The sequence below is a fragment of the Burkholderia sp. MSMB1826 genome, from assembly GCF_001526325.1.
Taxonomy (GTDB): Bacteria; Pseudomonadota; Gammaproteobacteria; order Burkholderiales; family Burkholderiaceae; genus Burkholderia.
Genome location: NZ_LOYN01000040.1, coordinates 1 through 26,337 on the forward strand (window position 1 = coordinate 1; position 26,337 = coordinate 26,337).

Below are 26,337 nucleotides of genomic sequence, written 5' to 3' on the forward strand. Positions count from 1 at the left end.
TCCGGCCAAGCACAAGCCGGGCCTCGTGATCCACACGGCCGGCTGGCCGCTGAAGTCGGATACGTACGGCGGCTCGTTCCTGTATCACATGGACAACAACCAGGTCGTGGTCGGCTTCGTGGTGGGCTTGGGCTACACGAACCCGTACCTGTCGCCGTTCGAGGAATTCCAGCGCTACAAGACGCATCCGTCGATCCGCGCATTCCTCGAAGGCGGCAAGCGCGTGTCGTACGGCGCGCGCGCGATCACGGCCGGCGGTCTGCTGTCGTTGCCGAAGACGGTGTTCCCGGGCGGCGCGCTGATCGGCGACGATGCGGGCTTCCTGAACGCGTCGCGGATCAAGGGCAGCCATGCGGCGATCAAGACCGGTATGCTGGCCGCGGACGCCGCATTCGACGCGGTGCAGGCAGGCCGGCAGTCGGACGAACTCAACGCGTACCCGGACGCGTTCAAGCAATCGTGGCTGTACACGGAGCTGTACCGCGCGCGCAACTTCAAGCAGTGGATGGCCAAGGGCCTGTACCTCGGCACGCTGATGGTCGGCATCGAGCAGAAGGTGATGGGCGGCAACGTGCCGTGGACGCTGCATCACCAGCATGCGGACCACGAGATGCTGAAGCCGGCGTCGCAGTGCGAGCCGATCGCGTATCCGAAGCCGGACGGCAAGCTGACGTTCGATCGCCTCTCGTCGGTGTTCATCTCGAACACGAACCACGAGGAGAACCAGCCGGCGCACCTGACGCTGAAGGACGCGAGCGTGCCGGTGAACGTGAACCTGCGCACGTACGCGGGGCCGGAGGCGCGGTTCTGCCCGGCGGCGGTGTACGAGTTCGTGAAGAACGACGACGGCAGCGAGCGGCTCGTGATCAACGCGCAGAACTGCGTGCACTGCAAGACCTGCGACATCAAGGACCCGACGCAGAACATCGTGTGGGTCACGCCGGAAGGCGGCGGCGGGCCGAATTACCCGAACATGTAAGCTGCCGGAACGCGCCGCCACGAGCGGCGCGTTTCGTTTGGCCACTGCACATCGCCGCAAACGAAACGGGGCGCTGCATCACGCAGCGCCCCGCTTGCATTCGTCGTTCGACGGTCGAGACGGTGCGCGCTGCGCCCCGCCCGCTCGTATCAGGTCGCGCTGCCGGCGATCTTCGGCGTCGGCGTCTCGACGTCGCCGCACTGCGCGCGGTGACGCAGCGCATGATCGATCAGCACCAGCGCGAGCATCGATTCGGCGATCGGCGTCGCACGAATGCCGACGCACGGATCGTGGCGACCGAAGGTTTCGACCGTCGCCTCTTCACCGCTCTTCGTGATCGAGCGGCGCGGCGTGCGGATGCTCGACGTCGGCTTGATCGCGATCGACACGGTGATGTCCTGCCCCGTCGAAATCCCGCCGAGCACGCCGCCTGCATGGTTGCCGACGAAGCCGGCCGGCGTCAGTTCGTCGCCGTGGACCGAGCCGCGCTGCGCGACGCTGTCGAAGCCCGCGCCGATCTCGACGCCCTTCACCGCGTTGATGCTCATCATCGCCTTCGCGATATCGGCGTCGAGCCGGTCGAACACCGGTTCGCCCCAGCCGACCGGCACGCCCGACGCGACGACGTCGATGCGCGCGCCGATCGAATCGCCGTCCTTGCGCAGCGCGTCCATGTACGCCTCGAGCTCCGGCACGACCGCCGCGTTCGGCGAGAAGAACGGGTTCTCGTGCACGTGCGACCAGTCGACGAACGGCACGTCGATTTCGCCGAGGCCGCTCATGTAGCCGCGCACCTCGACCCCGAAGCGCTCGCGCAGCCACTTCTTCGCGACCGCGCCGGCGCCGACGATCGGCGCGGTCAGGCGTGCGGACGAGCGGCCGCCGCCGCGGTAGTCGCGGATGCCGTATTTCTGCCAGTAGGTGTAGTCGGCGTGGCCGGGACGGAACGTCTCGACGATGTTGCCGTAATCCTTGCTGCGCTGGTCGGTGTTGCGGATCAGCAGCGCGATCGGCGTACCGGTCGTCACGCCTTCGAACACGCCCGACAGGATCTCGACCTCGTCGGCCTCCTGCCGTTGCGTCACGTGCCGCGACGTGCCCGGCTTGCGGCGATCGAGCTCGACCTGGATGTCGGCTTCGGTCAGCCCCATCCCCGGCGGGCAGCCGTCGATCACGCAGCCGATCGCGGGACCGTGCGATTCGCCGAAGGTCGTGACAGTGAAAAGCGTGCCGAGGGTATTGCCGGACATGATGGAACCGCCCAAAGAGAAATGGGCAAACCGATGCGCTGCCGGGGCCGCAGGCAGGTCGATCGTTTGCCGGTCGAGAAAAGAGGTAAACCGCTATTATGCCAGCCGTCCCGGACCCGCGGGCCGCCCGACCGCCGGCCACGCGCAGGCTGCGTGCATGCGCGGCCCACGAAAGCGCGTCCGGGAGGCCCGCCCCAGCCCGGACGCAGCCGAATTCCCGCGCGTTGCCGGGTCCAGCGCTCGCCTACTTCCGCGCGCCGCGCAGCTCCGTCACCGCCGCCTGCAACGCCTCGGGCGTCGCCACCGACGCCGGGACCGGCTCGCCGACCGCCAGCGTCAGCCGGCTCATCACGCCGCGCTTGATGGGACGCGGCATCCGCGCATCGGTATGCCGCGAAAAATAGCTGCCCCACAGCCCGCGCAATGCCATCGGGATCACCGGCGCCGGCGTGCGGTTCAGGATCTCGGTGATGCCGTGGTGGAACGTGTTGATGTCGCCCGTCTTCGTCAGCTTGCCCTCGGGGAAGATGCACACGAGCTCGCCGTCCTTCAGCGCGGCCTCGCACAGGTCGTACGCGCGCGCGAGCATCGCAGGATCCTCGTGACGCGGCGCGATCGGGATCGCCTTCGCATGCCGGAATACCCAGCTCGCGAAACGCGTCTTGAAGATCCGGTGATCCATCACGAAACGAATCGGGCGCGGGCTCGCGGCGGCCAGCACGAGCGCGTCGACGTAGCTGACGTGGTTGCACACGAGTACCGCGGCCCCTTCCGCCGGGATTCGCTCCGCGTGCACGAGGCGGATCCGGTAGAAGGTATGCACGAGCACCCACGCGACGAAGCGCAGCAGGAACTCGGGCACGAGCAGGTAGATATACGTCGCGACGACCACGTTCAGCAGCGCGGTGACGAGGAACAGCCCGGGAATGTCGACGCCGGCCTTGGTCAACCCCATCGCCATCACGGCCGACAGGATCATGAACAGCGCGTTCAGGATGTTGTTCGCGGCGATGATTCGCGCGCGGTGCGTCGGCGCGCTGCGGCTCTGGATCAGCGCGTACAGCGGCACGCTGTAGAAGCCGCCGAACATCGCCAGCAGGAACAGGTCGGCCAGGATGCGCCAGTGGCGCGCACCAGCCAGGAATTCGCCGACCGACAGCAGATGGCCGGGCGACGGCAGCGCGTGGCTCGCGAAATACAGCTCGATCGCGAACACGCTGATGCCGATCGAGCCGAGCGGCACGAGGCCGATCTCGACGCGCCGCTGCGACAGCCGCTCGCACAGCAGCGAACCGAGGCCGATGCCGACCGAGAACGTCGCGAGCAGGATCGTGACGACGTCGGGGCTCGCGGACAGCACGTCCTTCGCGAAATTGAAGAACGACGTGAGGAACGTCGCGCCGACGAACCACAGCCACGAGATGCCGAGCAGGCTCAGGAACACCGTGCGGTTCTGGCGCGCGAGGCCGAGGTTGCGCCAGGTCTCGCTGACCGGGTTCCAGTTGATCACGAGGTCGGGCTGCGGCGCGGGCGTCGACGGCACGCGCTGCGCGACGAGCCGCCCGGCCAGCGCGATGACGACGACGCTCACCGCGAGCACGCGCTCGCCGCTGCCTTCGATGCCGGCCGCCGCGCCGCCGATGATCGTGCCGATCAGGATCGCGATGAACGTACCCATCTCGACGAGGCCGTTGCCGCCGACCAGCTCGTGTTCGCCGAGATGCTGCGGCAGGTACGAATACTTGACGGGCCCGAACAGCGTCGAGTGCATCCCCATCATGAACGTGCACAGATACAGCAGCGTCGCGCTGTGCGTGACGAAGCCGGCTGCGCCGACCACCATCAGCACGATCTCGAAGGACTTCACGAAGCGCGTGAGGGTCGCCTTGTCGTATTTGTCGGCGATCTGGCCGGACGTCGCCGAGAACAGCACGAACGGCAAAATGAAGATCGCGGAAATCAGGAACGCGGCCGTCTTCGCATCGACGCCGGAGAACCGCGCTGTGTGATACGTGACGAGCGACGTGAAGCCGATCTTGAAGACGTTGTCGTTCAGCGCGCCGAGGAACTGGGTCGTGAAGAACGGCACGAAGCGACGCTCGCGCAGCAGGTCGAACTGCGATGCGTGCGCGCGCCGTTCGTCGCGCCGCCCGGAAGTGGCTTGCGTGTGATCGCTCATGCGGAATACGCGCGCATCGTCTGGGCGAAGCTGCGCGGGCCTCGTGTTGTTGTCGTTGAAAAAAAGGCGGCGCAGGACAAACCTGCGCCGCCGCATGCCGGATGGCGGCGCCCATGCATCGAGGTGCCGGGCGCGGCAGGGTTCACGGCTTGTGCGCTTCGGCTTCCGATTCCGGCCAGTCGCGGATGTACGCCTTCAGCATCCGGTTCTCGAAGCTCTGCGCCTCGACGACCGTCTTCGCGACGTCGTAGAACGAAATGACGCCCATCAGCACCTTCTTGTCGAGCACCGGCATGTAGCGTGCGTGACGCTCGAGCATCATCCGGCGCACTTCGTTGACGTCGGTTTCCGGCGTGCACGTGAGCGGCTCGTCCATCACCTTGCGCACCTGCACGTCGCCGATCGCGCCGCCGTTTTCGCGCAGGCGCAGGATGATCTCGCGAAACGTCAGCATCCCGACGAGATCGCCGTACTCCATCACGACGAGCGAACCGATGTCGTGTTCGGCCATCGTATCGACCGCTTCGCGCAGCGGCTTATCGGGCGTCACCGTAAACAGCGTGTTGCCCTTCACTTTCAGAATATCGCTGACGCGCATCGTAGTCCCCTCATGCTTGAATGCAAAATCTCTTTCGATCCTATCGGAAAGCCTGTCAAAAGGAAAGCACGGGCCGGCGCGGCGGGCCGCCGCCGCTTGCGGACCCGGGCCGCCGGCCGCACAATGGCCTCATGAACGGCGGCCCGAGGAGACGGCCATGGCGCATACGCATACGGAGCAATTCGCCAGCTTCGCTGACTTCTACCCGTATTACCTGAACGAGCACCAGAACCTGACGTCGCGGCGGCTGCATTTCGTCGGCTCGCTCGGCGTGATCGGCTGCGTCGCGATGGCGGTCGCGACCGGCTACTGGCTGTGGCTGCCGGCGGCGATCGTCTGCGGCTACGGGTTCGCGTGGCTCGGACACTTCTTCTTCGAGAAGAACCGCCCGGCCACGTTCCGGCACCCGGTCTACAGCCTGATGGGTGACTGGGTGATGTTCAAGGACATCTGCACCGGCAAGATCCCGCTGTAACCGCCGGGCCCCGCCGTCACGCAGGCCGCGGCGGCCGCGCGGGCGGGTCGGCCACGCCCGGCGCCGCACCGGCGCCGCCGGCCGGCTCCGCGCCCGCGAGCCGGTGCGCGGCGATCAGCGACGCGAGCGTCACGTCGAACCGGTCGCTCGACAGCACCGCGAGCAGCGCCGCGCCGTCGACGTGGCTGCGGCGCCGCTGGAGCTGGTAGGTCAGTTCCGTGCGATCGATCACCAGCACGTCGAACAGCTGCGCGAGCGTCAATTGTTCCGGGTTCGCGAGCAGGATGTAGCGCGGCGTGGCCTCGCCGTCGCCGTCGAGCCGCGCCACCCATTCCCGCTCCTCCATCGTCGTCAGCAGCCGCTGCGCGGTTTCCATGTCGCAGCGCAGCATCGTCGCGAGCCGGATCGCCGTGTGGCCGCGCTTGCCGGCCGCGCGCGCGTCGGCCAGCCGCGCGAGCAGCTCGAGCGCGTCGAGCAGGTCGCTGCCCGGATAGTGGATGCGGTGGAACTGGCCGACACGAATCGCGGGCAGCGCCGACGCGACCATCGCGCCGAGCAGCGCGATGAACCAGCTCAAATACACCCACAGCAGGAACACCGGCAGCGCCGCGAACGCGCCATAGACGGCCGTATAGGTCGGAATGCGCCGGACGTAGTAGCCGAAGCCGCGCTTCGCGAGTTCGAACGCGATGGCCGCGAACAGGCCGCCGATCACCGCGTCGCGCCATGCGACCGCGCAGTTCGGCAGGTACACGTACAGCAGCGTGAACGCGAGCACCGTCAACGGCAGCGACGCAAGTGCGAGCAGCCACTCGACGATCGACGTGGACGGCCCCGCGCCGGTGAACGCGAGCGACTGCGTGAACAGGTACGACGAGATCGACAGGCTCACGCCGAACAGCAACGGCCCGAGCGTGATCAGCGCCCAGTACGCGAGCACGCGCTGCGCGAACGGCCTGGGCTTGCGCACGCGCCAGATCAGGTTGAACGCCGATTCGATCGTCATCATGGTCATCACCGACGTGACGACGAGCACGATCAGGCCGGCCGTCGTCAGGCCCTTGGCCTTCGACGCGAACTGGTTCAGGTACTTGAAGATCTGGATGTTGAACTGCGCGGGCATCAGGTGATCCGCGAGGAACCCCTGCAGCGAGATCTGGAACGACGCGAACATCGGGAACGCGGTGAACAACGCGAACGCGACCGTCAGCAGCGGCACGAGCGACAGCATCGTCGTGAAGGTCAGGCTGCCCGCCACTTGCGGGATGCGATCCTCGGCGCTGCGCCGGGCCGCGAACTGCGCGAGGCGCTTGATGGTGACGAGATCGACGCTCAACTTCGGCAAACGGCTTCTCCTTCTTGATGCTGCGCGCGTCACGGCGCGCCGCCGCGCTGCGCGACGGCTTCAGCCCCTATAATAGCCGCTCGATTCCAGCAGGGGCCGACTGCACCGGGCACGCGCGCGGCCGCACGCGGCCCCGTCGCCCATGAAAGACATCCTCGTCCTCTATTACAGCCGTCACGGCGCCACGCGCGATCTCGCGCTCGCGATCGCGAACGGCATCGACAGCGTGCCGGGCATGCAGGCCCGCATCCGCACCGTGCCGCCCGTGTCGGCCGTCTGCGAAGCCACCGCCCCCGACATCCCGGCCGACGGCCCGCCGTACGCGGAACTGCGCGACCTCGAAGAATGCGCGGGCCTCGCGCTCGGCTCGCCCACCCGCTTCGGCAACATGGCCGCGTCGCTCAAGTATTTCCTCGACGGCACGACGCCGCAATGGCTGTCGGGCGCGCTGACCGGCAAGCCCGCGAGCGTGTTCACGTCGACGGGCAGCCTGCACGGCGGCCAGGAATCGACGCTGTTGTCGATGATGCTGCCGCTGCTGCATCACGGGATGATGATCGTCGGGATCCCGTACACCGAATCCGCCCTCAGCACGACGCGTACGGGCGGCACGCCGTACGGCGCGTCGCACGTCGCGCAGCACGACCGCGCGGCGCCCGGCGGGCTGTCGGCGGACGAGAAGGCGCTCGCGGCCGCGCTCGGCGTACGGCTCGCGCGCGCCGCCGCGGCCCTCGCCGGCGCCCGGGCCGCCGAGGCGGCATGAGCGCCCCCGCCCGCCCCGCGGTCGCGTCCCGGCCGCGCCATGCGCGGGCCGCCGCCGCGTGTCTCGTCGCGCTGATCGCGCTGTCGCTCGCGTGGGAGCTGTGGCTCGCGCCGTTGCGCCCCGGCGGCTCCGCGCTGATGCTCAAGGCCGTGCCGCTCGCGCTCGCGCTGCCCGGCGTCTGGCGGCGTAACATCTATACGATGCAGTGGGCGAGCATGCTGATCCTCGTCTATCTTGCAGAAGGCATCGTGCGCGGCATGTCCGATCGCGGGCTGTCCGCGACGCTCGGCTGGTGCGAGACCGCACTGGCCGTCGGCTTCTTCGTGGCGGCGCTGGCTTACGTCGCGCCGTTCAAGCGCGCGGCGAAAAAGCCGCGCGCCACGTCCTGACCCTTACGCGACAAGGTGATGATGTCCTCCGAAGCTTTCGTTTCCGCGTGCCGCGACGCGATCGGCGCCGACCACGTGCTGACCGATCCGCACGATACCGAACCGTTCCTGACCGACTGGCGCCGCCGCTACAAGGGCGCGGCATGCGCGGTGCTGAAACCCGCGAACACGGCCGAAGTCGCCGCGGTCGTGAAGCTCGCCAACGCGCACGGCGTCGCGCTCGTGCCGCAAGGCGGCAATACGGGCCTCGCCGGCGGCGCGACGCCCGATGCGAGCGGCAGCCAGGCCGTGCTGAGCGTCGCGCGCCTGAACCGCGTGCGCGCACTCGATCCGCACAACAACACGATCACCGTCGAAGCCGGCGTGATCCTCGCCGACGTGCAGGCGCGCGCCCGCGAAGGCGGCCGGCTGTTCGCGCTGAGCCTCGCGGCGGAAGGCAGCTGCACGATCGGCGGCAACCTGTCGACCAATGCGGGCGGCACCGCGGTGCTGCGCTACGGCAATGCGCGCGAGCAGTGCCTCGGGCTCGAGGTCGTGACGCCGCAGGGCGAGATCTGGGACGGGCTGCGCGGACTGCGCAAGGACAACACGGGCTACGACCTGCGCGACCTGTTCATCGGCGCCGAAGGCACGCTCGGCATCATCACGGCGGCGGTGATGAAGCTGCATCCGCTGCCGGCGGCACAGGTCACGGCGCTGGCCGCGCTCGAATCGCCGCATGCGGCGCTCGATTTCCTCGCGCTGGCGCAGCGGGCGGCCGGGCCGCTGTTGACCGGCTTCGAGCTGATGTCGGATTTCTGCATGCAGCTGGTCGGCAAGCACTATCCGCAACTGCGTTACCCGTTCGCGCAGACCCATGCGCAAACGGTGCTGCTGGAGCTGTCCGACAACGAAAGCGAAGCGCATGCGCGCGCGCTGTTCGAGAAGCTGATGGAAGAAGCGTTCGAGGCCGGGCTCGTGGTCGATGCGGTGGTCGCGGAGAACCTCGCGCAATCGCGTGCGTTCTGGGACCTGCGCGAGCACATCCCGCTCGCGCAGGCCGACGAAGGGCTCAACATCAAGCACGACATCGCGGTGCCGATCTCGTCGATCGCCCGCTTCATCGACGAGACCGACGCAGCGATCCAGCAGGCCGCGCCGGGCGCGCGCATGGTCACGTTCGGCCACCTCGGCGACGGCAACCTGCACTACAACGTGCAGATGCCCGAAGGCGGCGATGCGAAGGCGTTCCTCGCCGCGTTCCAGGCGCCGATCAACCGGATCGTCTACGACAACGTGCACCGCCACCACGGCACGATCAGCGCGGAGCACGGCATCGGCCAGTTGAAGATCGACGACGCGCAGCGCTACAAGTCGCCGGTCGAAACGACGCTGATGCGCACGCTGAAGACCGCGCTCGATCCGCGCGGCCTGATGAATCCCGGCAAGGTCCTGCGCTGAAGCCGCCTGCTCCGGAGCGAATCCCGTGAAAGTCCGCGTCCTGTCCGACCTGCATCTCGAAAGCAACCTGCCCGACGCGATCCCGTATGCAGACGCCGATCTCGTCGTGCTGGCCGGCGACATCCACAATCACGCGGAGGGCCTGCGCTGGGCCGCCGAAACGTTCGACCCGGCGGTGCCGGTGATCTACGTACCGGGCAACCACGAGTACTACGACGGGGAATTCGGCGCGCTGGAGACGGCGATGCGCGACGCGGCGCACGCGCTCGACAACGTGCATTACCTGAACAACGGCGTCTACGTCGATCCCGCCCAACGCTTCCGCGTGCTGGGCACGACGCTCTGGACCGATTTTTCGCTGTTCGGCCGGGACGAAGCCAGCGTCGCGCGCGCGACCGACGCCGGCCTGCGCGTGATGCTCGATTTCAAGGGATTGATCCAGGTGACCTGGCCGCACGACGCGGCGGTGCATGCGACGGCAGAGGCGCCGGAACGGGATTTCGCGCCGGCCGACGCGATCGCGCTGCACCGGCAAGGCCGTGCATGGCTGGAAGCGCAGCTGGCGGCGCCGTTCGCGGGCAGGACGATCGTCGTCACCCATCATGCGCCGCACCGCCGCTCGCTGGCGGAACGCTATGCGGAAGATCTGGCGTCGGCGGGGTTCGTCACGGACATGGCGGAACTGGTGCGGCCGCCGGTGGATCTGTGGCTGCACGGCCACACGCATACGTCATTCGACTACGTTGCGGACGGCGGCACGCGCGTGGTGTGCAATCCGCGCGGCTACCTTCACCGGCGCACCGGCGAATGGGAAAACCCCGCGTTCGCGTGGGACAAGGTCGTCGAACTCGACTGAGGGCCGGCCGGACGGCCGCGTGGCGCGGCCTTCCCGCCCTGAGGCGCGACGGCAGGATCAGCGGCCGGGGCGGCGCGGCTGGCGCACGCGGACCGGCACGGGCTTCATCTGCGCCTTCGCCTTCATCGCACGCAGCAGGTCGCGGGTCGCCGCCGCGGCGGCAGCCGCGCCCAGCAGGACGCCAAGGCCGATCATCAGGTGCGTATCCATCGCTACTCCGGTGTGGTGTATCTCGTTAATTCCAACAGTATCAAACTGTCCGACACACGTTCGTAAAAAAATGTTGCGTGAAGGACAAATCTCGTCAGATTGCGGTCGACTGCGCGCTCATGTCGCACGCGTGTACTGTTCGAGCGCGGCTTCGTCGGCTTCGAGCGTGAGCGGCAATTCCTCGCGCAGGAAATCGACCCAGGTCCGGATTTTCGCGTCGAGGTACTGGCGCGACGGATACAGCGCGTAGATGTTCATCACGTGCGACCGGTACTCGGGCATCACGCGCACGATGTGCCCGCTGCGCAGCCAGCCGATTGCCGAATAGACCGGCAACCCGCCGACGCCCATCCCCTCCCGCACGGCCACCGCGAGCGCCTCGGCGACGTTCACGCGGAACGGCGGCGCCGTGATCGGCACGACCTCGTCGCCGTTCGGCCCCGCCAGCGCCCATTCGTCGAAGTGAAAGCCCGGCGTGACCATCCCGAGGCACACGTGCTGCGCGAGATCGGCCGGCCGCTGCGGCACGCCGTGCGACTCGACGTAGCCCGGCGATGCACACACGACGCTATAGCTCTCGCCGAGCCGCTGCGACACGAGCCCCGAATCGGGCAGATCGCGGCCGACGACGATCGCGACGTCGTACCCCTCGTCGAGCAGGTCGGGCATGCGCTGCGCGAGCGTCAGCTCGACGTGCACGTCCGGGTAGCGCTCGCGGTAGCGCGCGATGGCCGGCACCAGATAGTGCTGGCCGAGGCTCGTGAAGCAATGGACCTTCAGCTTGCCGGACGGGCGCGCATGCGCGTCGCCCGCCTCGGCTTCGGCCTGGTCGACGTACGCGAGGATCTGTTCGCAGCGTTGCAGATAGCGCTCGCCGGCTTCGGTCAGCGCGATCCGGCGCGTCGTGCGGTTCAGGAGACGCGTGCGCAGGTGTGCCTCGAGATCCGAGACCGCGCGCGACGCGTAGGCGGTGGTCGAATTCATCTGCTGGGCGGCCGCGGTAAAGCTGCCCGCGTCGACCACGCGGACGAATACCCGCATGTTTTGTAGCGTATCCATCCTGTTACCCCTGTGAATCCGGAGGGATTGTTGCACAGGGCCCAACAAATATTATCTCAAGATTCGTAAAAATGACTTGCACCGTTGTCCGTATATTCAGGAATCGCTGAAAAATATAATCGCTTCCGACTCATCTATATCCGAAAGGGAGAAAATCGTGCAGTCTCCGGCGACAAAAGGGACGCTCGCACTGGCGGTTCTTGCAGTCTCATTAATAATGGCCGGTTGCGCGAGCATGGGCGACAACACAACCCAGTCCACCCGTATCGACGCGAACGCGCTCGATGCCGGCGCGGCGATCCGCGCGGCCGACCGCGACGCGGGCTGGCCCGCCGCGGACTGGTGGCGCGCGTACCGCGATCCGCAGCTCGATGCGTGGATCGCCGCCGCCCAGGCCGGCAACCCGACCCTCGCGGCCGCCGAGGCCCGCGTGCGCGAAGCGCAGGCAATGGCGCGCGTCGCGCGTTCGGCCGAACTGCCGCAGATCAACGGCAACCTGTCGCTGATGCGCGAGCACTGGCCGGACAACGTGTACTACGGCCCGGGCCCGCTCGCGAACGCCGACACCTGGAACAACACCGGCACGCTCGGCCTGTCGTACCACCTCGATCTGTGGGGCAAGGACAAGAACGCGACCGAGCGCGCGCTCGACACCGCGCACGCGAGCGCCGCCGACGCACGGGCGGCGAAGCTCGAACTCGAGGTCAACGTCGTACGCGCGTATGTCGGCCTGTCGATGAACTACGCGCTGCTCGATCTCGCGCACGAAACCTTCGAACGCCAGCGCGCGCTCGCCGATCTCGCACGCAAGCGGCTGCAGGCCGGCCTCGGCACGCAGCTCGACGTGAGCCAGGCGGAATCGACGCTGCCCGACTACGAGCGCCAGATCGACAGCTACGAAGAAGCGATCCAGCTCGCGCGCCACCAGCTCGCCGCCCTCGCCGGCAAGGGCCCGGGCGCCGGCGACGCCATCAAGCGGCCGCAGCTTGCGCTCGACGCGCCGGCCGGCCTGCCGTCGGCGCTGCCGGCCGACCTGCTCGGCCGCCGCCCCGACGTCGTCGCGGCGCGCTGGACGGTCGACGCGCAGGCGCGCGGCATCGACGTCGCGAAAGCGTCGTTCTACCCGAACATCGACCTGCTCGCGACGGTCGGCGGCTTCGGCGTGACCGCGCCGTTCACCGACTTCCTGCGCGCGATGAACGGCGGCTGGACGGCCGGCCCCGCGCTATCGCTGCCGATCTTCGAAGGCGGCCGGCTGCGCGCGCAGCTCGGCGCCGCGAATGCCGGCTACGACCAGGCGGTCGAGCGCTACAACCAGACGATCGTCGGCGCGCTCAAGGACATCGCCGATCAGGTCGTGCGGATCCGCTCGCTCGATACGCAGAAGAAGGACGCCGCGCGGTCGGTGGCGGCCAACGATCGCAGCTATCGACTGTCGCGCGAAGGCTTCCGCCGCGGGCTGACCGATTACGTGAACGTGCTGGTCGCGCAGCAGCAACTGCTGCGCGCGCAGGAAACGGCCGCCCGCATCGACGCGGAACGCCTCGCCGCGCACGCGCAGTTGATGGCCGCGCTCGGCGGCGGGATCGAGACGGGCAAGGACGTTCCGGCGGACGACCGGCCCGCCGACGGCACCAACCCGTCGGGCACGGCGCCCGCGGCGGCGGTTGCCCGGCCCGCGGAAGTCGCCGCCGCCGGCACGTCCGGGACGCCCCGGACGCCCGCCGTGCCGGCCGCACGGTAACGCGGAGCGCGCGCCATGTCAGCCTCCTCTCCCGCTTCCACGCCCGCCGGCGGTCCGCTCGCGGCCTGGTACGCCGCGTTCGGCGACTGGGCCCGCACCGACGGCGCCGCCTGGCTCTATCTGTTCAAGGCGCTGCTCGCCGCGTTCATCGCGACCGGCGTGTCGATGCGGCTCGACCTGCCCGCGCCGAAAACGGCGATGACGACGGTGTTCATCGTGATGCAGCCGCAAAGCGGCGCGGTGCTCGCAAAAAGCTTCTACCGCGTCGCCGGCACGATCTTCGGGCTGATCGCGACGCTCACCTTCGTCGGGCTGTTCCCGCAGCAGCCGCAACTGTTCCTGCTGGCGGTCGCGCTGTGGGTCGCACTGTGCACGGCCGGCGCCGCGCGCAACCGCAACTTCCGCAGCTACGGCTTCCTGCTGGCCGGCTACACGACCGCGCTGATCGGGCTGCCTGCGTCGCAGCACCCGGACGGCGCGTTCATGAGCGCGATGACGCGGGTGGCCGAAATCATGGTCGGGATCGTGTCGGCCGGCGTGGTCAGCGCGCTCGTGTTTCCGCAGACCACCGGCGAGCAGATGCGCACGACGGTGCGCAAGCGCTTCGGCAGCTTCGTCGACTACGTCGCGGCGGCGCTGTCGGGCCAGCTCGACCGCGCGCATATCGAAACCATCCATACGCGCTTCGTCGCCGACGTGGTCGGGTTCGAGGCCGCGCGCAGCATGGCCGTGTTCGAGGATCCGGACACGCGAATGCGCAGCGGCCGCCTCGCGCGGCTGAACAGCGAGTTCATGAGCGCGTCGAGCCGGTTCCATGCGCTGCACCAGTTGATGAACCGGCTGCATGCGGCCGGCGCGCAGGCCGCGATCGACGCGATCGAGCCGTACTTCCGCGAGATCGCACCGCTGCTGCTGACGCCCGCCGGCGAACCGGTGCGCACGTCGGCCGATGCGGGCCACGCGGCCGCGCAACTGCTCGCGTGGCGCGACGCGCTGCCGCGCCGCATCCGCGCGACGCGCGCCGCGCTCGAAACGCAGCCGGACTTTCCGCTGCTCGACTTCGACACGGCCGCCGAACTGCTGTACCGCTTCATCACCGACCTGCACGAGTACGCGGCCACCTATGCGTCGCTGTCGACCGCGACGCACGAGCGCGAACGCTGGATCGAGCGCTACGAGCCGCGCACCAATGCGACGGCGATGGTGATCGCGGCGATTCGCACCGCGACCGTGATCCTCGTGCTCGGCTGGTTCTGGATCGAGACCGCGTGGCCGAGCGGCGTGACGATGACGCTGACGGCCGCGGCCACCTGCGCGCTCGCGTCGTCGACGCCGCGCCCGACCGCGATGTCCGCGCAGATGGGCATGGGCACGGCGCTCGCCGTCTGCACGGGCTTCCTGCTGACGTTCGGCATCTATCCGCACATCGACGGCTTTGCGCTGCTGTGCGTCGCGCTCGCGCCGCTGCTCGCGATCGGCATCTTCATGACGCTGAAGCCGAAGCTCGCCGGCTACGGAATGGGCTACCTGATCTTCTTCAGCTTCCTCGCCGGCCCGGACAACATCACGCACTACGATCCGACCGGTTTCATGAACGATTCGCTCGCGCTCGTGCTGTCGATGCTGGTGTCGGCGATCGCGTTCGCGGTGCTGTTCCCGCCGACCGCGCCGTGGCTCAAGAAGCGGCTGTTCGCGGACCTGCGCCACCAGGCCGTCGCAGCCGGCCACGCGCGGCTCGCGGGCTTGCGCACGCGCTTCGAGAGCGGTGCGCGCGACCTGATGTACCAGGCGCACACGCTGTCGGCCGACCAGCCCGACGTGCAGCGCGACGCGCTGCGCTGGATGTTCGCGGTGCTCGAAGCCGGCAACGCGACGATCGACCTGCGTCACGAGCTCGCGACGCTGCCGTCCGAGCCGCGCTATGCACCCGCGATGCCGTGGCGGCGCGCGATCGAGACGATGCGCACCGCGCTGTCGGCGCTGTTCTCGAAGCCGAGCGCCGCGCGTTTCGATGCGACGCTCGCCGCGACCAACGCGGCGATCGACGCGACCCGGCAAACGCTCGATGCGTTCGAGCCGTCGCGTGACGAGCGCCACCGGCTGCAGCGCATCCTGAGCCATCTGCATTTCGTACGGACCGCGCTGCTCGACCCGGAATCGCCGCTCGAGCCGCTCAACCGCAACCGCCCCGTGCGTCCTCAACCCGGAGCCTCGTCATGATGCCGCGTGAAATCGCCATTCTCGATGCCTACATGCCCACGGTGGTGCTGATGTTCGCGCTCGGCGCGATCGCGACCTGGGCCGTCGATCGCTTGCTCGCCTATACGGGCCTCTACCGTCTCGTCTGGCACCCGTCGCTGTTCCGGGCCTGCCTTCTCGTCTGCATTTGCGGCGGACTGAGTCTTGCCGTTTACCGTTGATTCCGAACCATCATGATGCTCAGAAAACTCCTCGGCTTCGTCGCGACCGCCGTCATCCTTCTCGTCGCGATCCTGATCGGGCGCTCGCTGTGGGTGCACTACATGGACGATCCGTGGACGCGCGACGGACGTGTGCGCGCCGAGATCGTCAACGTCGCGCCGGACGTGTCGGGCGCGATCGTCGACCTGCCGGTGCATGACAACCAGCTGGTGAAGAAAGGCGACCTGATCATGCAGATCGACCCGTCGCACTACCGGATCGCGGTCGAGCAGGCGCAGGCGGCGGTGGCCGCTCGTCGCGCGGAACTGCAGATGCGCCGCGACGACGCGGCCCGCCGCGCGGACCTCGACGCGCTCGTCGTGTCGAAGGAAAACCGCGAGAACGCGGTGCACAGCGCGTCGAGCGCCGATGCGCAGTACCAGCAGGCGGTCGCCGCGCTCGACGCCGCGAAGCTCAACCTCGAACGCACGCGCGTCGTCGCGCCGGTCGACGGCTACATCACGAACCTGCAGACGTTCAAGGGCAACTATGCGGTGGCCGGCCAGGCGAAGCTCGCGATCGTCGACAGCCACTCGTTCTGGGTCTACGGCTACTTCGAGGAAACCAAGCTGCCGCGCGTGAAGATCGGCGCGCCGGCCGAGATGCGGCTGATGAGCGGCGGCGTGATGAAGGGCCACGTCGAGAGCATCTCGCGCGGCATCTACGATCGCGACAACCCGCAAAGCCGCGACCTCGTCGCGGACGTTAACCCGACCTTCAACTGGGTGCGCCTCGCGCAGCGCGTGCCGGTGCGCATCCGGATCGACGAAGTGCCGGCCGACGTGGTGCTGTCGGCGGGCACGACCTGCACGGTCATCATCGATCCGGATCGGCGGAAGAAGTCGTGATCGCCCGGGCGCGCCGCGCGCTCACGCCGCGATACGGAAACGCCCGACCAGCGCCTTCAACGCCTGTGCCTGCTCGTCGAGCGCGTTCGCGGCAGCGGCCGCCTGTTCGACGAGCGCCGCGTTCTGCTGGGTGCCGGCGTCCATCTGCGTGACCGCGCGGCCGATCTCGTCGATCCCCGCGCTCTGCTCGTCCGACGCCGCCGAGATCTCGCCGATGATGTCGGTCACGCGCTTGACCGCGCGTACCACGTCGCCCATCGTGCGGCCCGCGTCGTGCGCGAGCGCCGCGCCGTTCGCCACGCGCTCGACCGACGCGCCGATCAGTTCCCGAATCTCCTTGGCCGCCGTCGCCGAGCGCTGCGCGAGCAGCCGCACCTCGCCCGCGACCACCGAAAAGCCGCGTCCCTGTTCGCCGGCGCGCGCGGCCTCGACCGCCGCGTTCAACGCGAGAATGTTGGTCTGGAATGCGATCCCCTCGATCGTGCCGATGATGTCGCGAATGTTCTTCGCGCTGTCGTCGATCTCGCTCATCGTCGCGACCACGCGCCCGACGACCTCCCCGCCCGTCTCCGCGACCGCCGACGCATTGGCCGCGAGCGTGCTCGCCTGCCGCGCGTTCTCGGCGTTCTGCCGCACGGTCGACGTGAGCTGCTCCATGCTGGCCGCGGTGCGCTCGAGCGCGACGGCCTGCTGTTCGGTACGCCGCGACAGGTCGAGGTTGCCGGTCGAGATTTCGCCGGACGCGGCCGCGATCGCCTCGGCGCTCACCGCGATCTCGCCCACGGTGGCCGCGAGCCCCGTCTGCATCTCGGCCAGCGCGCGCACCATGCTGTCGCGGTCGTGGCGGCCGAGCGTGATCGGCCGCGTCAGGTCGCCGCGCGCGATGTCCGCGGCAATCTCCTTCGCGTGCGCGGGCTCGCCGCCGAGCTGCGATGCGAGGCGCCGCACGACGCGCTCGGCGATCGCGACGGCCAGCACGATCAGCGCGGCCGTCATCGCCGCGATCATCGCGAACGACGACGAAAAAATGGTCGCGGACGCATCGAGCGTCGCCTTCGACTTTTCGCCGCGCGTCTTCACGAGTTCGGCGACGAGTTTTTCGAGCTTGCCGGTTTCGACCAGCAGCGACACGTCCTGCGTGCCGACCTGCCAGTTCATCTGCGACAGGTCGAGCGGTTGCGCACGCACGAGCGTGACGAAATCGCGCAGATGCGCGCTCCACGTGCCGACCGCCGTCGAGAATGCGTGCAGCCGCGCCGAATCGCCGGCATCGGCCGGATCCGCATAGCGCTGCAGCGTGCCGAGCGCCTGGCCGATCGACGCGAGTCCCGCGCTCACGTCGGCGCCGAGTTCGTCGCGCTCCTTCGCGGTGGTCGCGGTCAGCAGCATCTTCTGCGCGCGGCTCGCGCGCAGCACCTCGGCGCGGACTTCCTCGGCCGCACGGCTCGCGACGTGCCCCTGCGCGTAGACCGACGCGATCGACGCGTTCAGGCGGCTGATCTGCCACAGCGAAAACATGCCGATCGCGAGCGTGCCGGCCAGCAGGATCGCGAATGCGGCGCGCAACGTCGCCTTGACGGTCCACGGCCGGCGCGCGCGACGCGCCGCGTGTGCGCGCCGAGCGGCGCGACCGGCGGCAACGTCGGGTGCGGCGGCGGCTGCACCGGGCTGTGGATGCAAAGATGCTGCTTTCATCGATCTACCCCGTATTGATCACGCTGCCGGAAAGGTCGGTCCCGGCGTTCCCGCGACGGCTGGCCATGCCGCGCGTCCTGCCCCCTGCCCGGCGGGTAGCCGGCGCCGGGCGCGGCGCGCCTGTTGTCATTGGGTCGTTCTACGGCCGCCACCGCCGTTTCTTGAGTCCGGTAAAACACCACCCGGCCCCGGCGCGCTGCCGTTCACGGGCCGACACGCCGCCAGCGTTATACCCGTTCAAAAAAGTACGCACCGGCCGATCCGTCACACGAATGTCCGATTCACGACAAAACTTGGCCTGACATTCTCGATACGCCACATTACACTTCTTTGACGCAGCAACGATCCAGAACGCGCCGATCCCCAACAGAGCGCGCCAGCCACCTCAACTCGTTCAACTCTCATGGAAACCAGCCTCGACTCCGGCTCCGCCGGCGCAGCCGCCGCCCAGCCGTCCGCACCGCCCGTCGCCCGCACCGTCTATCCGGTGCTCGGCGCGATCAGCTTCTCGCACATGCTCAACGACATGATCCAGTCGTTGATCCTCGCGATCTATCCGATGCTCAAGAGCCAGTTCGCGCTGTCGTTCGCGCAGATCGGCCTGATCACGCTCACCTACCAGATCACCGCGTCGCTGCTGCAGCCGCTCGTCGGCCTCTATACCGACAAGCGTCCGAAGCCGTATTCGCTGCCGGTCGGCATGGGCTTCACGCTCGCAGGCTTGCTGCTGATGTCGGCGGCGTCGAATTTCCCGATGCTGCTGGTGGCCGCCGCGCTCGTCGGCTGCGGCTCGTCGGTGTTCCACCCCGAATCGTCGCGGGTCGCGCGGATGGCGTCGGGCGGCCAGCACGGGCTCGCGCAGTCGGTGTTCCAGGTGGGCGGCAATGCAGGCTCGGCGCTCGGGCCGCTGCTCGCCGCGCTCGTGATCATTCCGCACGGCCAGCACAGCATCGCGTGGTTCTCGGCGGCCGCGCTCGTCGCGATGATCGTGCTCACGCAGATCGGCCACTGGTACAAGAAGCATCCGTCGATGAAGAAGAAGGCCGCGTCGGCCGGCCACCCGACGCTGTCGCGCGGCCGCGTGATGGGCGCGATCGGCGTGCTGGTGCTGCTCGTGTTCTCGAAGTACTTCTACCTCGCGAGCATCAACAGCTATTTCACGTTCTATCTGATCGACAAGTTCCACCTGTCGGTGCAGGCCGCGCAGATCCACCTGTTCGTGTTCCTCGCGGCGGTGGCGGCCGGCACGCTGATCGGCGGGCCCGTCGGCGACCGGATCGGCCGCAAGTACGTGATCTGGGTGTCGATCCTCGGCGTCGCGCCGTTCACGATGCTGCTGCCGTACGCGAACCTGTTCTGGACGAGCGTGCTGACCGTGATCATCGGCGTCGTGCTGGCGTCGGCGTTCGCTGCGATCCTCGTCTATGCGACGGAGCTGATGCCCGGCAAGGTCGGGATGGTCGCGGGCCTGTTCTTCGGCTTCGCATTCGGCCTGGGCGGCGTCGGCGCGGCCGTGCTCGGCCAGCTCGCGGACGCGACGAGCATCCCGTTCGTCTACAAGGTGTGCTCGTTCCTGCCGCTGATCGGCGTGCTGACGGTGTTCCTGCCGAACCTCGAAAGCAGCCGGCGCAAGAAGGCATGACGAACGACAGGCCGCGGCGTGCAAGCCGCGGCCTGTCGAATGGTACGAACGGCGGATTCGACGGCGGCTTCAGGCCGCCGTCGTCGCATGCAGCGTCAGGAAACGCTCGAGGATGCCGGACGAATAGCTGCTCGCGATCGCCGACAGGAAGTGCGAGAACGACTGCGTCGCGTGGTCGTCGGCCGTGTCGGAGATCGTGCGCACGAGCGCGAACGGCACGTCGTGTTCCGCGCATACCTGCGCGATCGCCGCGCCTTCCATCTCGACCGCGAGCGCGTCCGGCAGCGCGTCGCGCAGCGCGACGACTTCCCGCTCGCTCGACACGAAGCGGTCGCCGCTGATGATCAACCCGCCGTGTAGCGTCGCGCCGGCCAGCCCGAAGCGCTCGGCGAACTGCGCGCCCTCTTCTTCGACGAACAGCGCGCATGCGGCCTTCAGGCGGGCCGTCAGCGCCGCGTCGGTCGCGAAGCGCGTGATGCCGAGCAGCGGCACCTCGTAGCGCGGAAACAGCGGCGACGCGTCGAGATCGTGCTGCAGCAGCGTATCGGCCACGACGACGTCGCCGACCCGCACCGTGCGCGACACGCCGCCCGCGACGCCGGTGAACACGACGCCCGACACGCCGAACACGTGGATCAGCGCGCTGACCGTCGCGGCGGCCGCGACCTTGCCGACGCGCGCGAGCGTGACGACGCAGGCCGCACCGTGCACGGTTCCGACGTGATAATCGCGGCGGCCGAGCGTGACCGTCTTCATCGCGCCGTCGGCGCGCATCGCGGCGATCAGGTCGCCGAGTTCCTCGGGCAGCGCGGCCAGAATGCCGAGCGGCCGGGCGGCAGGCGTAACGGCCATGTCGACGTCCATCATTCCACCGCCTGCAGTTTCGCGACCGCGAGCGCGAGCCATTTCTCGCCGTGGCGCTTGAACTTCACCTGCGCCTTCGCATCGGTGCCGTTGCCTTCGAGCGCGGTGACCGTGCCTTCGCCGAATTTCGTATGGAACACCTGCTGGCCGACCCGGAAGCCGGCGTCGGCCGCGCGCTGCTTGTCCGCGAACGCCGGCAGCGGCGCGGACACGGCCGCATCGACGATCTGCTCGCGACTGCCGCCGCCCGGCCGCGCGAACCAGTCGCGCCCGTAACCGGCATTGTCCGACCGGCCGCCCCAACGCGACCCGGCCTCGACCTTCGGCGTCAACCACTTCAGCACGTGCTCCGGCAGTTCGTCGAAGAAGCGCGAGCGCACGTTGTAGCGCGTCTGGCCGTGCAGCATCCGGCTTTGCGCGAACGACAGGTAGAGCCGCTCCTTCGCGCGCGTGATCGCGACGTACATCAGCCGGCGCTCTTCCTCGAGGCCGTCCGATTCGAGCACGCTGTTCTCGTGCGGGAACAGCCCCTCCTCGAGCCCCGTGATGAACACGGCCGAGAACTCGAGCCCCTTCGCCGCGTGCACCGTCATCAGTTGCACGGCGTCCTGGCCGGCCTGCGCCTGGTTGTCGCCGGCCTCCAGCGACGCGTGCGACAGAAAGCCCGCGAGCGGCGTCATCGTGTCGGGATTCTGCGCGGGGTCGGCGGGCGAAGCCGGATCGAGCACGTCGAGCGCCGGATCGTCCGTCGCGGCGCTCAGCTCGGGCGCCGCGATCGCGCCCGCGCGCAGCGGGATCGAGCGGGCCGGCGTGTCGAGCCCGTAGCCTTCCTCGGCGATGAACGCGGTGGCCGCGTTCACGAGTTCCTGCAGGTTTTCGAGGCGATCCTGGCCTTCGCGCTCGCCCTGGTAGAAATCGGCGAGGCCGCTCGCGCGCACGATGTGCTCGACGGTGTCGGGCAGGTTCATGTGCTGCGTGTCGGCGCGCATCTTCGCGATCAGGTTCGCGAACCCGCCGAGGCTCGTGCCGGCCTTGCCGGTCACGTACGGAATCGCGGCGGCCATCGAGCAGCCGTACAGGCGTGCTGCGTCGGCCAGTTGCTCGACCGAGCGCGCGCCGATCCCGCGGGTCGGAAAATTGACGACGCGCGCGAATGCCGTGTCGTCGTTCGGGTTGTCGATCAGGCGCAGGTAGGCGAGCGCGTGCTTCACTTCCTGCCGCTCGAAAAAGCGCAGGCCGCCGTACACGCGGTACGGAATGCCCGACGACATCAGCGTGTGCTCGATCGAGCGCGACTGCGCGTTGCTGCGGTACAGGACGGCCACTTCGCTGCGCGCCATCCCGGTGTTGATCAGCGAACGGATCTCCTCGACGATCCAGCCGGCCTCCTGCGAATCGGTGCTGGCTTCGTACACGCGCACGGGCTCGCCGTGGCCGGCATCGGTGCGCAGGTTCTTGCCGAGGCGGTGCGCGTTGTTCGAGATCAGCTGGTTCGCCGCGTCGAGGATGTTGCCGTGCGACCGGTAGTTCTGCTCGAGCTTGATCAGGTTGCGCACGCGGAATTCGTCTTCGAAGTCGCGCATGTTGCCGACGTTCGCGCCGCGGAATGCGTAGATCGACTGATCGTCGTCGCCGACCGCGAAGATCGCGTTCTCGCCGCCGGCGAGCATCTTGAGCCACGCGTACTGCAGCTTGTTGGTGTCCTGGAACTCGTCGACGAGGATGTGCCGGAAGCGCGCCTGATAGTGCGCGCGCAACGGCGCGTTGTACGCGAGCAACTCGTAGCAGCGCAGCAGCAGTTCGGGGAAATCGACGACGCCTTCGCGCTGGCACTGCTGGTCGTACGCCTGGTACAGCTCGACGAACTTGCGGTTGAAGTTGTCGGTCGCGTCGACCTTGTCCGGGCGCAGCCCCTGCTCCTTCGCGTTGTTGATGAAGTACTGGACGTTCTTCGGCGGGTACTTTTCGTCGTCGACGTTCGCCGCCTTCATCAGCCGCTTGATCGCGGACAGCTGGTCGGCCGTGTCGAGGATCTGGAAGGTCTGCGGCAGGCCGGCATCGCGCCAGTGCGTGCGCAGCATCCGGTTGCACAGGCCGTGGAACGTGCCGATCCACATCCCGCGCGTGTCGATCGGCATCATCGCCGACAGGCGCGCCATCATCTCGCGCGCGGCCTTGTTCGTGAAGGTGACGGCGAGCACGGTAGGCGGCGACGCATAGCCCTGCTGGATCAGCCAGGCGATGCGCGTGATCAGCACGCGGGTCTTGCCGCTGCCCGCCCCTGCGAGGATCAGCGCCGGTTCGTTCGGCAACGTGACGGCGGCGAGTTGTTCGGGGTTCAGATTGGCGAGCAGATCGGGCATGGAGCGGCAGCTGACGGGCGAGAAAAATGCGGACCCGTCATTATAAGTCGGCCGCGCGATACCGTTTCCGATCCGTTCGGCCGCCCGTCGTACGCGCGGCGCAGGCACGTTGCGGCCGCGCCCCGACCGGCCCGCGCCGGCTGCGCGATGGCTGGCCGATGGGCATCCATTTATAATTGTCAGATTCGGCATCCAATTCACGCATTTTTCGGCAGATTTCCAACATGAGCGACAACACGCTTGCGAAGAGCTTCGAGCCCCATACCATCGAGTCCCAATGGGGGCCGGAGTGGGAAAAACGCGGCTATGCCGCCCCGGCATTCGATCCGTCCCGCCCCGATTTCGCGATCCAGTTGCCGCCGCCGAACGTGACGGGCACGCTGCACATGGGCCACGCGTTCAACCAGACGATCATGGACGGCCTCGCGCGCTATCACCGGATGCTCGGCGAGAACACGCTGTGGGTGCCCGGCACCGACCACGCGGGCATCGCCACCCAGATCGTCGTCGAACGCCAGCTCGACGCGCAGGGCGTGTCGCGCCACGACCTCGGCCGCGAGAAGTTCGTCGAGCGCGTGTGGGAATGGAAGCAGCAATCCGGTTCGACGATCACCGGCCAGGTCCGCCGCCTCGGCGCGTCGACCGACTGGTCGCGCGAATATTTCACGATGGACGACAAGATGTCGGCCGCCGTGCGCGACGTGTTCGTCACGCTCTACGAACAGGGCCTGATCTACCGCGGCAAGCGCCTCGTCAACTGGGATCCGGTGCTGCTCACCGCGGTGTCGGATCTCGAAGTCGCGAGCGAAGAGGAAAACGGCCACCTGTGGCACATCCGCTACCCGCTCGTCGACGAGTCGGGCTCGCTCACGGTCGCCACCACGCGCCCCGAGACGATGCTCGGCGACGTCGCCGTGATGGTGCACCCGGAAGACGAGCGCTACGCGCACCTGATCGGCAAGCGCGTGACGCTGCCGCTGACGGGCCGCGAGATCCCGGTGATCGCCGACGACTACGTCGATCGCGAGTTCGGCACCGGCGTCGTGAAGGTCACGCCCGCGCACGATTTCAACGACTACCAGGTCGGCCTGCGCCATAATCTCGCGCCGATCGAGATCCTGACGCTCGACGCGAAGATCAACGACAACGGCCCCGAGCAGTATCGCGGCCTCGACCGCTTCGACGCGCGCAAGGCAATCGTGGCCGACCTCGACGCGCAGGGCTTCCTCGACTCGGTGAAGCCGCACAAGCTGATGGTGCCGCGCGGCGACCGCACGGGCGTCGTGATCGAGCCGATGCTGACCGACCAGTGGTTCGTCGCGATGACGAAGCCGGCGCCGGAAGGCACGTTCAATCCGGGCAAGTCGATCACCGAGACGTCGCTCGACGTGGTGCGCGACGGCCGGATCAAGTTCGTGCCGGAGAACTGGACGACCACCTACTACCAGTGGCTCGAGAACATCCAGGACTGGTGCATTTCGCGCCAGCTGTGGTGGGGCCACCAGATTCCGGCGTGGTACGGCGAGAACGGCGAGGTATTCGTCGCGCGCAACGAGGAAGACGCGCGCGCGCAGGCCGCCGCAAAGGGCTACACGGGCGCGCTCAAGCGCGACGAGGACGTGCTCGACACGTGGTTCTCGTCGGCGCTCGTGCCGTTCTCGTCGCTCGGCTGGCCGAACGAAACGCCCGAACTGCAGCACTTCCTGCCGTCGTCGGTGCTCGTCACCGGCTTCGACATCATCTTCTTCTGGGTCGCCCGGATGGTGATGATGACCACGCACTTCACGGGCAAGGTGCCGTTCCATACCGTCTACGTGCACGGCCTCGTGCGCGACGCGGAAGGCCAGAAGATGTCGAAGAGCAAGGGCAACACGCTCGACCCGATCGACATCGTCGACGGCATCGACCTCGAAACGCTGGTCGCGAAGCGCACGACGGGCCTGATGAACCCGAAGCAGGCGGCGACGATCGAGAAGAAGACGCGCAAGGAATTCCCGGACGGCATCCCCGCGTTCGGCACCGACGCGCTGCGCTTCACGATGGCGTCGATGGCGACGCTCGGCCGCAACGTGAACTTCGACCTCGCGCGCTGCGAAGGCTATCGCAACTTCTGCAACAAGCTGTGGAACGCGACGCGCTTCGTGCTGATGAACTGCGAAGGCCACGACTGCGGCAACGACAAGCCGGAAGTGTGCGGCGCGGGCGACTGCGGCCCCGGCGGCTACCTCGACTTCTCGGCGGCCGACCGCTGGATCGTGTCGCTGCTGCAGCGCACCGAAGCCGACATCGCGAAGGGTTTCGCCGATTACCGCTTCGACAACATCGCGACCAGCATCTACAAGTTCGTGTGGGACGAGTACTGCGACTGGTACCTCGAACTCGCGAAGGTCCAGATCCAGAACGGCACGCCGGAACAGCAGCGCGCGACGCGCCGCACGCTGCTGCGCGTGCTGGAAACGGTGCTGCGCCTCGCGCACCCGATCATCCCGTTCATCACCGAGGCGCTCTGGCAGAAGGTCGCGCCGCTCGCCGGCCGCTATCCGCAAGGCAAGGCCGAGGGCGAAGCGTCGCTGATGACGCAGGCGTATCCGGTCGCGAACCTGCAGAAGATCGACGAGGCGTCCGAGCAGTGGGCGGCCGACCTGAAGGCGATCGTCGACGCATGCCGCAACCTGCGCGGCGAGATGAACCTGTCGCCGGCCACCAAGGTGCCGCTGCTGGCGGCCGGCGACGCCGAGCGCCTGCGCTCGTTCGCGCCGTACGTGCAGGCGCTCGCGCGCCTGTCGGAAGTGCAGATCCTCGCGGACGAAGCGGCGCTCGACCAGCAAGCGCACGGCGCGCCGATCGCGATCGTCGGCCCGAACAAGCTGGTGCTGAAGGTGGAAATCGACGTCGCGGCCGAACGCGAGCGCCTGTCGAAGGAAATCACGCGCCTGACGGGCGAGATCGCGAAATGCAACGCGAAGCTCGGCAACGAGGCTTTCGTCGCGAAAGCGCCGCCGGCCGTGGTCGAACAGGAGCAGAAACGCGTCGCGGAATTCCAGAGCACGCTCGAAAAACTGCGCGCGCAACTCGATCGGTTGCCTGCGTAACAAACGGTAAGGTCGTTTGCGTTCACTATAATGCGAACGTGAACATAGACCGTCTGACAAGTCGATTACAGGAATAAAGGTTCGAT

At 68.1% G+C, this 26,337-nt stretch carries 21 protein-coding genes; 12 read left to right on the forward strand and 9 right to left on the reverse strand.

Annotated elements, in window-relative coordinates; genetic code table 11:
* A partial coding sequence (locus tag WS95_RS23285; protein ID WP_179950227.1) for an electron transfer flavoprotein-ubiquinone oxidoreductase occupies positions 1-979 on the forward strand: 979 nt, incomplete at its 5' end.
* 149 nt (positions 980-1,128) lie between these two features.
* On the opposite strand, the gene aroC is transcribed toward WS95_RS23285, so the two are convergent.
* From aroC to WS95_RS23300, 3 genes are all read right to left on the reverse strand, one after another.
* Positions 1,129-2,229 (reverse strand): chorismate synthase, encoded by a 1,101-nt coding sequence (aroC, locus tag WS95_RS23290; protein WP_034207095.1) that lies wholly within the window; start codon positions 2,227-2,229, stop codon positions 1,129-1,131.
* A gap of 244 nt (positions 2,230-2,473) precedes the next feature.
* The gene (locus tag WS95_RS23295) at positions 2,474-4,408 is read right to left on the reverse strand and encodes an MFS transporter (protein ID WP_059826387.1); all 1,935 of its coding nucleotides are present in this window, start codon (positions 4,406-4,408) and stop codon (positions 2,474-2,476) included.
* A gap of 142 nt (positions 4,409-4,550) precedes the next feature.
* Positions 4,551-5,006: a CBS domain-containing protein gene (locus WS95_RS23300; RefSeq protein WP_034207093.1), complete on the reverse strand. Its 456-nt coding sequence runs from the start codon at positions 5,004-5,006 to the stop codon at positions 4,551-4,553.
* 157 nt (positions 5,007-5,163) lie between these two features.
* Between WS95_RS23300 and WS95_RS23305 the strand changes: the two genes are divergently transcribed.
* Positions 5,164-5,481, forward strand: a complete 318-nt coding sequence (locus WS95_RS23305) for an Mpo1-like protein (RefSeq protein ID WP_059826390.1) — start codon at positions 5,164-5,166, stop codon at positions 5,479-5,481.
* Positions 5,482-5,497: 16 nt separating this feature from the next.
* Here WS95_RS23305 and WS95_RS23310 read toward each other — a convergent pair whose 3' ends face one another.
* Positions 5,498-6,826 carry a YihY family inner membrane protein gene (locus WS95_RS23310; RefSeq protein ID WP_059826393.1) on the reverse strand — a complete coding sequence of 443 codons (1,329 nt, stop codon included), beginning with the start codon at positions 6,824-6,826 and terminating at the stop codon, positions 5,498-5,500.
* A gap of 142 nt (positions 6,827-6,968) precedes the next feature.
* On the opposite strand from WS95_RS23310, the gene wrbA reads away from it, so the two are divergent.
* The 4 genes from wrbA to WS95_RS23330 are packed head-to-tail and all read left to right on the forward strand — an operon-like array spanning position 6,969 to position 10,274.
* The gene (gene wrbA, locus WS95_RS23315; protein ID WP_059826394.1) at positions 6,969-7,589 is read left to right on the forward strand and encodes an NAD(P)H:quinone oxidoreductase; all 621 of its coding nucleotides are present in this window, start codon (positions 6,969-6,971) and stop codon (positions 7,587-7,589) included.
* Entirely contained in the window at positions 7,586-7,978 is a 393-nt protein-coding gene (locus tag WS95_RS23320; protein WP_059826397.1) for a DUF2069 domain-containing protein, read from the forward strand. The genes wrbA and WS95_RS23320 overlap by 4 nt, the downstream gene beginning before the upstream one ends.
* A gap of 18 nt (positions 7,979-7,996) precedes the next feature.
* Complete coding sequence (locus WS95_RS23325) at positions 7,997-9,418, forward strand: FAD-binding oxidoreductase (protein ID WP_059826400.1); 1,422 nt, start codon at positions 7,997-7,999, stop codon at positions 9,416-9,418.
* 25 nt (positions 9,419-9,443) lie between these two features.
* Positions 9,444-10,274, forward strand: coding sequence for a metallophosphoesterase (locus WS95_RS23330; RefSeq protein ID WP_059826403.1), 831 nt, complete (start codon positions 9,444-9,446; stop codon positions 10,272-10,274).
* Between the two features lie 57 nt (positions 10,275-10,331).
* Here the strand turns inward: WS95_RS23330 and WS95_RS35395 are convergent, their stop codons facing one another.
* The gene (locus tag WS95_RS35395; RefSeq protein WP_179949992.1) at positions 10,332-10,484 is read right to left on the reverse strand and encodes a hypothetical protein; all 153 of its coding nucleotides are present in this window, start codon (positions 10,482-10,484) and stop codon (positions 10,332-10,334) included.
* A 117-nt stretch (positions 10,485-10,601) separates the two neighbouring features.
* Positions 10,602-11,543: a LysR family transcriptional regulator gene (locus tag WS95_RS23335; protein WP_059826406.1), complete on the reverse strand. Its 942-nt coding sequence runs from the start codon at positions 11,541-11,543 to the stop codon at positions 10,602-10,604.
* Between the two features lie 157 nt (positions 11,544-11,700).
* Here WS95_RS23335 and WS95_RS23340 point away from each other — a divergent pair, with 157 nt between their 5' ends.
* From WS95_RS23340 to WS95_RS23355, 4 genes are read left to right on the forward strand one after another with little or no spacing between them, the layout of a single operon-like run.
* The gene (locus tag WS95_RS23340; RefSeq protein WP_059826408.1) at positions 11,701-13,287 is read left to right on the forward strand and encodes an efflux transporter outer membrane subunit; all 1,587 of its coding nucleotides are present in this window, start codon (positions 11,701-11,703) and stop codon (positions 13,285-13,287) included.
* Between the two features lie 15 nt (positions 13,288-13,302).
* The gene (locus WS95_RS23345; RefSeq protein WP_034207085.1) at positions 13,303-15,507 is read left to right on the forward strand and encodes an FUSC family protein; all 2,205 of its coding nucleotides are present in this window, start codon (positions 13,303-13,305) and stop codon (positions 15,505-15,507) included.
* Positions 15,504-15,707: a DUF1656 domain-containing protein gene (locus tag WS95_RS23350; RefSeq protein WP_034207084.1), complete on the forward strand. Its 204-nt coding sequence runs from the start codon at positions 15,504-15,506 to the stop codon at positions 15,705-15,707. Before WS95_RS23345 ends, WS95_RS23350 begins: the two co-directional genes overlap by 4 nt.
* A gap of 12 nt (positions 15,708-15,719) precedes the next feature.
* Entirely contained in the window at positions 15,720-16,595 is an 876-nt protein-coding gene (locus WS95_RS23355; RefSeq protein ID WP_034207083.1) for an efflux RND transporter periplasmic adaptor subunit, read from the forward strand.
* A gap of 21 nt (positions 16,596-16,616) precedes the next feature.
* On the opposite strand, the gene WS95_RS23360 is transcribed toward WS95_RS23355, so the two are convergent.
* The gene (locus WS95_RS23360) at positions 16,617-18,290 is read right to left on the reverse strand and encodes a methyl-accepting chemotaxis protein (protein WP_059826409.1); all 1,674 of its coding nucleotides are present in this window, start codon (positions 18,288-18,290) and stop codon (positions 16,617-16,619) included.
* A gap of 403 nt (positions 18,291-18,693) precedes the next feature.
* Here WS95_RS23360 and WS95_RS23365 point away from each other — a divergent pair, with 403 nt between their 5' ends.
* Positions 18,694-19,932: an MFS transporter gene (locus tag WS95_RS23365; RefSeq protein WP_059780253.1), complete on the forward strand. Its 1,239-nt coding sequence runs from the start codon at positions 18,694-18,696 to the stop codon at positions 19,930-19,932.
* A 69-nt stretch (positions 19,933-20,001) separates the two neighbouring features.
* On the opposite strand, the gene WS95_RS23370 is transcribed toward WS95_RS23365, so the two are convergent.
* Entirely contained in the window at positions 20,002-20,796 is a 795-nt protein-coding gene (locus WS95_RS23370) for a 5'-methylthioadenosine/adenosylhomocysteine nucleosidase (RefSeq protein ID WP_373557166.1), read from the reverse strand.
* Positions 20,796-23,159 (reverse strand): UvrD-helicase domain-containing protein, encoded by a 2,364-nt coding sequence (locus WS95_RS23375; RefSeq protein ID WP_034207079.1) that lies wholly within the window; start codon positions 23,157-23,159, stop codon positions 20,796-20,798. Before WS95_RS23375 ends, WS95_RS23370 begins: the two co-directional genes overlap by 1 nt.
* Before the next feature lie 224 nt (positions 23,160-23,383).
* Between WS95_RS23375 and WS95_RS23380 the strand changes: the two genes are divergently transcribed.
* On the forward strand, positions 23,384-26,251 hold the full coding sequence (locus WS95_RS23380) for a valine--tRNA ligase (RefSeq protein WP_059826411.1): 2,868 nt from the start codon (positions 23,384-23,386) through the stop codon (positions 26,249-26,251).
* The last annotated feature ends 86 nt before the right edge of the window (positions 26,252-26,337 follow it).

What these genes read in the sequence shown, in the direction of transcription:
- WS95_RS23370 (WP_373557166.1), bottom strand. Translation starts at nt 20,796, where the DNA reads ATGGACGTCGACATGGCCGTTACGCCTGCCGCCCGGCCGCTCGGCATT.
- aroC (WP_034207095.1), bottom strand. Translation starts at nt 2,229, where the DNA reads ATGTCCGGCAATACCCTCGGCACGCTTTTCACTGTCACGACCTTCGGC.
- WS95_RS23320 (WP_059826397.1), top strand. Translation starts at nt 7,586, where the DNA reads ATGAGCGCCCCCGCCCGCCCCGCGGTCGCGTCCCGGCCGCGCCATGCG.
- wrbA (WP_059826394.1), top strand. Translation starts at nt 6,969, where the DNA reads ATGAAAGACATCCTCGTCCTCTATTACAGCCGTCACGGCGCCACGCGC.
- WS95_RS23380 (WP_059826411.1), top strand. Translation starts at nt 23,384, where the DNA reads ATGAGCGACAACACGCTTGCGAAGAGCTTCGAGCCCCATACCATCGAG.
- WS95_RS23355 (WP_034207083.1), top strand. Translation starts at nt 15,720, where the DNA reads ATGATGCTCAGAAAACTCCTCGGCTTCGTCGCGACCGCCGTCATCCTT.
- WS95_RS23300 (WP_034207093.1), bottom strand. Translation starts at nt 5,006, where the DNA reads ATGCGCGTCAGCGATATTCTGAAAGTGAAGGGCAACACGCTGTTTACG.
- WS95_RS23365 (WP_059780253.1), top strand. Translation starts at nt 18,694, where the DNA reads ATGGAAACCAGCCTCGACTCCGGCTCCGCCGGCGCAGCCGCCGCCCAG.
- WS95_RS23345 (WP_034207085.1), top strand. Translation starts at nt 13,303, where the DNA reads ATGTCAGCCTCCTCTCCCGCTTCCACGCCCGCCGGCGGTCCGCTCGCG.
- WS95_RS23350 (WP_034207084.1), top strand. Translation starts at nt 15,504, where the DNA reads ATGATGCCGCGTGAAATCGCCATTCTCGATGCCTACATGCCCACGGTG.
- WS95_RS35395 (WP_179949992.1), bottom strand. Translation starts at nt 10,484, where the DNA reads ATGGATACGCACCTGATGATCGGCCTTGGCGTCCTGCTGGGCGCGGCT.
- WS95_RS23375 (WP_034207079.1), bottom strand. Translation starts at nt 23,159, where the DNA reads ATGCCCGATCTGCTCGCCAATCTGAACCCCGAACAACTCGCCGCCGTC.
- WS95_RS23360 (WP_059826409.1), bottom strand. Translation starts at nt 18,290, where the DNA reads ATGAAAGCAGCATCTTTGCATCCACAGCCCGGTGCAGCCGCCGCCGCA.
- WS95_RS23295 (WP_059826387.1), bottom strand. Translation starts at nt 4,408, where the DNA reads ATGAGCGATCACACGCAAGCCACTTCCGGGCGGCGCGACGAACGGCGC.
- WS95_RS23325 (WP_059826400.1), top strand. Translation starts at nt 7,997, where the DNA reads ATGATGTCCTCCGAAGCTTTCGTTTCCGCGTGCCGCGACGCGATCGGC.
- WS95_RS23335 (WP_059826406.1), bottom strand. Translation starts at nt 11,543, where the DNA reads ATGGATACGCTACAAAACATGCGGGTATTCGTCCGCGTGGTCGACGCG.
- WS95_RS23305 (WP_059826390.1), top strand. Translation starts at nt 5,164, where the DNA reads ATGGCGCATACGCATACGGAGCAATTCGCCAGCTTCGCTGACTTCTAC.